This is a genomic window from Streptosporangium minutum (assembly GCF_002149035.1).
Taxonomy (GTDB): Bacteria; Actinomycetota; Actinomycetes; order Streptosporangiales; family Streptosporangiaceae; genus Streptosporangium; species Streptosporangium minutum.
On sequence record NZ_NGFP01000386.1, the window covers coordinates 1 to 5,928 of the forward strand.

Here is a 5,928-nt window from a genome sequence, read left to right on the forward strand (position 1 = left end):
CGTCGGCTGTCTGGGACGCTTCGGGCACGGTTTCTCCTAGCTCTGAGGGCGCGCGAAGCCGCGCTCCGGGGGGTGCGGATAGCCGCGCGGAACAGCGAAAACACAGAGGAGAGCCTAGCGACCGCCAAGGTCACCAGGCTCTCCCGTAGCCGTCGTCAGCGCCCCGATTCAGCGGGTGCCTACTCCTGCCACCACTCCGCGTCGTCGTCCTTGGTCTCGGCCTTGGCCGGAGCGGGGGCCGGAGCGGGCTTCTCGCTGCCGTTGGCGGCGGGAATGGCCGGCTTGACCGGGGCCGCGGCGATCGCGGGCTCCGGCTCGGAGGCCGGGAGCGGCGCGCCGCCGAGCAGCTGGCGCAGCTGCGCGAGGTGGCTGGTGATGCTGTCGCGCTGACGGGTCAGCTCGTCGACCTGACGCTGGGCGACGGAGCGGGTCCGCTCGGACTCGGTCTTGGCGTCGCTGACGATCGACTCGGCGCTCGACTTCGCCTCGGAGACGAGCTGGTCGGCGTTCTTGCGCGCGTTGGCGAGCAGCTGCTTGGCGTGGGTGTCCGCCTCGCGCCGGGTCTGCTCGGCCTGCTGGGTGGCCTTGGTGGCGCGCTGCTCGGCGGTGGCCGCGCGCTGCTCGGCCTCGGAGACCAGCTTCTGCGTGTTGGCCTGCGCGGTGGCGTGGCGCTCGGCCTCCTGGCGCTCGGCCTCCTCGCGGCGGGCGGCGAGCTGGATCTCGAACTCGGCCTCGTCCTGGGCGCGCTTGGCCTCGGACTCCTCCAGGACCCGCTGGGCCTGGGCGCGCATCTCGTCCGCCTGACGCTTGGCGGTGGTGAGAACCTCGTCGCGCTCGCGCTTGGTCGAGGCGCGGAGCTGGGCGACCTCGCGCTCGGTGGTGGTGCGCAGCTTGGCGATCTCGCGCTCGGCGTCCGCGCGCTTCTCGGCCACCTCGTGGTCGGCGGTGGCCCGCAGCTTGGCGACCTCGCGCTCGGTGGTGGCGGTCAGCTCGTCGGCCTCACGGCGGGCGGTCGAACGGATCTCCTCGGCCTCGCGCTCGGCGGTGGTGCGCATGTCGTCGGCCTCGCGGGTGGCGAGGGCGCGCTTCTCGGCCGCCTCGTTCTCCGCGGCGGCGCGCAGGTCGGCGGCGTCGACCTTGGACGCGGCCTTGATCTCGTTCGCCTCGGACCGGGCGGCCTGGACCAGCTCGGTGGCCTGCTCCTCGGCGAGACGGAGCAGTTGCTCGATCCGCGCACCAAGGCCGGAGTACGTCGGACGCTCCTGCTCCTGCAGCTGACGCTGGGAGTCGGACAGGTCTCGCTGCAGGGCCTGAACCTGTTCGCGAGACTGGCGCAACTCGTTGTCGACCTGCTTCAGATGGTCATGGACCTGGTGCCGGTCATAGCCACGGAGCACCACGTCGAATTCCCGAGCGGGGGCGTCTTCAAAGAAATTGTTGAGTTGTGCGTCGATGTCGGACTGCATGGAGGCTCGATCCTGGGTTGTCGAGACGGCTACACGGGCCGGACGGGGGATTTCGGACATCCGAGGCGGGAGCCGTGGCGGGATCCACGTCCGGTGGTAGGCCAGCGTACTCTGGAGTTGCCGTGTTGGAGGTCCCCTCCGACTTTCTGCGTGACTTGTTACGTATGAACCTTTCTTGCATTTGACACGAGGCTCGGTCAGTGCTCTTGGGCTTGAACGAGCTCCGTCAGCATTCCCCCCACATCCTTGGGATGCAAGAAGGCGATGGAGGACCCCATCGAGCCGTGCCGAGGCTTCTCGTCGAGCAGTCTGACGCCCTTGCTCCCAATTTCTCTCATGGCCTCGGTCACATCCGGGACGCCGAACGCGACATGGTGGACCCCCTCCCCGCGCTTGGCGAGGAACTTACCGACCGGCGTGTCGGGGCCGAGCGGTTCGAGGAGCTGGATGTAGGAGCCGCCGCCGTTGCCGTCGGCGATGTGCAGCATCGCCTCCTTGACGCCCTGCTCCTCGTTGATCTCACGTGCCACCACCGTGAGCTCGAAGGTCCGCTCGAAGAGCGCGATCTTCTCCTCAAGGTCGTGGCAGGCGATTCCCACATGGTCGATGCGCATGAACATAGGGGCGGCCTCCATGGCGGTTGCTCGGGTGCTCATGGGTATGGTGGCAAAGTCGCCCCAAGTCCCGCCAGGGAGGCCCCTTATATGTCTGGTTCCGTCATCGTCGCCGGAGCTCGCACCCCCATCGGCCGGTTGCTCGGCTCGCTGGCCGGCCTGTCGGCCGTCGAGCTCGGCGGCATCGCCATCAAGGCCGCGCTGGAGCGCTCCGGTGTCGCTCCCGAGGCCGTGCAGTATGTGATCATGGGCCAGGTCCTCCAGGCCGGAGCGGGTCAGATCCCCTCCCGCCAGGCGGCCGTCAAGGCCGGCATCCCGATGACCGTGCCGTCGCTGACGATCAACAAGGTCTGCCTGTCCGGGCTGGACGCCATCGCCCTGGCCGATCAGCTCATCAGGGCGGGCGAGTTCGACATCGTGGTCGCCGGCGGCATGGAGTCCATGTCGAACGCCCCCCACCTGCTGCCCGGCCTGCGCAGGGGAGTGAAGTACGGCGACGCCGGCATCGTGGACTCGATGGCCTTCGACGGCCTGACCGACGCCTACGACCAGGTGTCCATGGGCGAGTCCACCGAGCGGCACAACGCGCGCCTCGGCCTGACCCGCGAGGAGCAGGACGCGTTCTCCGCCCGTTCCCACGAGCTCGCCGCCGCCGCGATCAAGAACGGCGTGCTCGACGACGAGATCGTTCCGGTGCCGGTCCCGCAGCGCAAGGGGGAGCCGGTGATGTTCGCCGCCGACGAGGGCGTGCGCGGTGACACCACGGTCGAGACCCTGGGCCGGCTGCGGCCGGCCTTCAGCAAGGACGGCACCATCACCGCCGGATCGGCCTCGCAGATCTCCGACGGCGCCTGCGCGGTGGTCGTGATGTCCAAGGCCAAGGCCGAGGAGCTGGGCCTGGAGTGGCTGGCGGAGATCGGCGCGCACGGCAACGTGGCCGGACCCGACAACTCGCTCCAGTCCCAGCCCGCCAACGCGATCAAGCACGCCCTCGGCAAGCAGGGGCTCTCGGTCGAGGACCTCGACCTGCTGGAGATCAACGAGGCCTTCGCCCAGGTCGTCCTCCAGTCGGCCAAGGACCTCGGCGTCCCGCTCGACAAGGTCAACGTCAACGGCGGCGGCATCGCCGTCGGCCACCCGATCGGCGCCTCCGGCGCCCGCATCGTCCTCGCCCTCGCCCACGAGCTCAGGCGCCGGGGCGGCGGGCTCGGTGCCGCAGGCCTGTGCGGCGGCGGCGGCCAGGGCGACGCGCTGATCATCCGCGTCCCCTCGGCCTGACCGTGGAGGAGCCCGGCGCGGCCACGCCGGACGGCCCGTCCCCGGGGTGCGGGAGTCCGGCGTGACTGTGCCGGGCCCGTCCCGGGCGGTGGAGGAGCCCGGTGCGGCCGTGCCCGACGGGCCGTCCCGGGCGGTGCGGGAGTCCGGTGCGGCAGCGCCGGACGGGCCGTCTAAGGCCGTGGAGGAGCCCGGCGCGGCCACCGGGGGCGGGTCGCCCCCGGCCGTGGACGTCTCCGATCTGGTGGCGCGGGCGCGGGACGGACAGCCCCGCGCCGTGGCGAGGTTGATCTCCATGGTGGAGAACGGCTCTCCCCTGCTCCGGGAGATCACGGCGCGGCTCTGCGCGGGCCGGCCGTACCGGGCCCGGGTCATCGGGCTCACCGGCTCCCCCGGCGTGGGCAAGTCCACCTCCACCGGGATGCTGGTCCGGGCGTTCCGTGAGCGGGGCAGGAAGGTCGGGGTCCTCGCGGTGGACCCGTCCTCGCCGTTCACCGGCGGGGCCCTGCTCGGCGACCGGGTGCGCATGCAGGACCACGCCACCGATCCGGGGGTGTTCATCCGGTCGATGGCGAGCCGCGGCCACCTCGGCGGCCTGTCCTGGGCCGCGCCCCAGGCCCTGCGCGTCCTGGACGCCGCCGGATGCGAGGTCATTCTCGTCGAGACCGTCGGGGTCGGCCAGGCCGAGGTGGAGATCGCCTCGCTGGCCGACACCACCGTCGTGCTGCTCGCCCCGGGCATGGGCGACGGCGTCCAGGTGGCCAAGGCGGGCATCCTGGAGATCGCCGACGTGTTCGTGGTGAACAAGGCCGACCGCGACGGGGCCCAGGCGGTCATCCGCGAGCTCCGCACCATGACCGCGCTGGTCGAGCGGGTCTGGAGGCCGCCGATCGTGCCGACCGTGGCCTACCGGGGCGAAGGGGCCGCAGAGGTGGTCGGCGCCCTCGACGAGCACCTGGCCCACCTTGAGAGGTCGGGCGAGCTCGGACGCCGCCGTCATGCCAGGGCCCGGGACGAGATCGAGGCCATCGCGCTGACCGCTCTCCGCTCCCGCTTCGCCCACCTCCACGGTGACCAGCGCCTGGACGCCCTCGCCACCCGTGTCCTGGACGCCGATCTCGACCCCTACCGGGCCGCCGACGAGCTGCTGGCGGCCCTGGGATGAGCCGGCGTCACGGTCGCGGCACGGAGGAGACGGACGTCACTGTCCACGACGGCGCATAAGTCGTTCTCGTTGTGGGTAAAAGGCTGAATCGCATGTCCGGCCGATTGGAAATGGACGACCGGACAAGGACCGGAAGCGTGAATCCGTGAAGCGCCGGCCGGAACACGACGGGTTTACCCGCTCGGTGCCGGCGGAGTCAGGCCGGCACCGATGAGAAATACTCCGGCCCCGCGGATGGCCTCACGGATAACGACTGACATATGCCCGTGCCGGTGACGGCGTGCATATGAAATCCCGCCACGGCCGGCATCCACAAAGACCGCGATCGGCCCGTCCCCGCCGATCCGGCTCGTCCCGTTCCCGCCGAGCCGAGCCGGTTCCTTGGAGCTGCCCAGTCCGTCCCCTGCGGAGCCGAGCCGATCCAGTCCGTCTCCTACCGAGCCGGTCCGTCTCCTACCGAGCCGGTCCGTCCCCGCCGGCCCGCCCGTCCCCGCTGAGCGCCGCCAGACGCTGAGCGCCGCGAGACGGCGGGCGGTCGTAGGCCCGGTCGCGGGCACGGCGGCTACGGCTCGTCGGCGAACTTGACGGTCACCTTCTCGAAACCGAGGGTGGTCAGCATGCCCTGGAGCATGCTCTTGGTGTTCTGGTCGGCCCGGTTGCGCAGGTCGCTGGCCTGCGCGGCTTCGGCGATCTTCTTCTCGGCCAGGACGTAGAGCTCCTGCTGGTCGGCGGGGGAGGAGGACAGGAAGTCCTCGACCCGGTCGAACAGGCCGCGCTGCTGCGCGTAGACGTAGGAGCGCTTGTTGTCGAGGTTGGGCTTTTCGAGCTGCGCGCGCGGCAGCTTCACCGTGACCTCTCTGCGGTCGGGCGAGACGGTCAGCGCGCCCTTGGCCAGGCCGCCGAAGTCGACGTAGGCGTCGACGCCGCCCGCGCCGACGAAGAGCGTGCGGCTGCCCTTGACCGCGTCGGGCAGGAAGGCGGCGTCCCTCTCCAGGTCCACGACGACCTGGAAGTTGCCGGTGGCCGCCTCGAAGCGGCTGAGGTTGTGAATGGACTGCAGCAGCACGGGCTGGCTGCGGTCGATCGTGGTCTCGCCGAACGGGTTCAGCCACGACCAGGTCAGTCGGACGCCCACGACGAGGAGGACCACGACGACGAGCAGTCCCGCGAGGAAGCGCCAGCGGCGCCGGCGAGGCGCCGAGGGGGCCTCGGGCGGTGCTTCTAGAGGGGCTTTCACGGCGGTCTCCTTCCCCCGGCGGCCGCTTTCTCACGCCGAACCTACGCTGATCTTGTCAGCCGCGGGACCGTACTTCCGTCCTCGGCCTGTCGGCCGGGGCGTCCCCCGGAACGGACGGCGGGACCGAAGCGGCGGGGGGCGCCCCGGCCGACAGGCCGAGGACGGAAGTAC

Annotated in this window: 5 protein-coding genes; 2 read left to right on the top strand and 3 right to left on the bottom strand. The window is 71.1% G+C overall.

Annotation, left to right across the window (positions count from 1 at the left end; genetic code table 11):
* Window positions 1-179 precede the first annotated feature (179 nt).
* Window positions 180-1,466 (bottom strand): DivIVA domain-containing protein, encoded by a 1,287-nt coding sequence (locus tag CA984_RS42080; RefSeq protein WP_086578910.1) that lies wholly within the window; start codon window positions 1,464-1,466, stop codon window positions 180-182.
* A gap of 197 nt (window positions 1,467-1,663) precedes the next feature.
* Entirely contained in the window at window positions 1,664-2,086 is a 423-nt protein-coding gene (gene mce / locus CA984_RS42085) for a methylmalonyl-CoA epimerase (RefSeq protein WP_012888432.1), read from the bottom strand.
* An 84-nt stretch (window positions 2,087-2,170) separates the two neighbouring features.
* Here mce and CA984_RS42090 point away from each other — a divergent pair, with 84 nt between their 5' ends.
* Window positions 2,171-3,358 carry an acetyl-CoA C-acetyltransferase gene (locus CA984_RS42090; protein WP_086578911.1) on the top strand — a complete coding sequence of 396 codons (1,188 nt, stop codon included), beginning with the start codon at window positions 2,171-2,173 and terminating at the stop codon, window positions 3,356-3,358.
* A gap of 223 nt (window positions 3,359-3,581) precedes the next feature.
* Entirely contained in the window at window positions 3,582-4,520 is a 939-nt protein-coding gene (gene meaB / locus CA984_RS42095) for a methylmalonyl Co-A mutase-associated GTPase MeaB (RefSeq protein WP_086578912.1), read from the top strand.
* 562 nt (window positions 4,521-5,082) lie between these two features.
* On the opposite strand, the gene CA984_RS42100 is transcribed toward meaB, so the two are convergent.
* Window positions 5,083-5,757 (bottom strand): DUF4230 domain-containing protein, encoded by a 675-nt coding sequence (locus tag CA984_RS42100; RefSeq protein ID WP_012888435.1) that lies wholly within the window; start codon window positions 5,755-5,757, stop codon window positions 5,083-5,085.
* Window positions 5,758-5,928: the final 171 nt, after the last annotated feature.

Excerpts from the sequence above, each read along its gene's own strand:
- CA984_RS42080 (WP_086578910.1), bottom strand. The coding sequence starts at position 1,466 with ATGCAGTCCGACATCGACGCACAACTCAACAATTTCTTTGAAGACGCC.
- mce (WP_012888432.1), bottom strand. The coding sequence starts at position 2,086 with ATGTTCATGCGCATCGACCATGTGGGAATCGCCTGCCACGACCTTGAG.
- CA984_RS42090 (WP_086578911.1), top strand. The coding sequence starts at position 2,171 with ATGTCTGGTTCCGTCATCGTCGCCGGAGCTCGCACCCCCATCGGCCGG.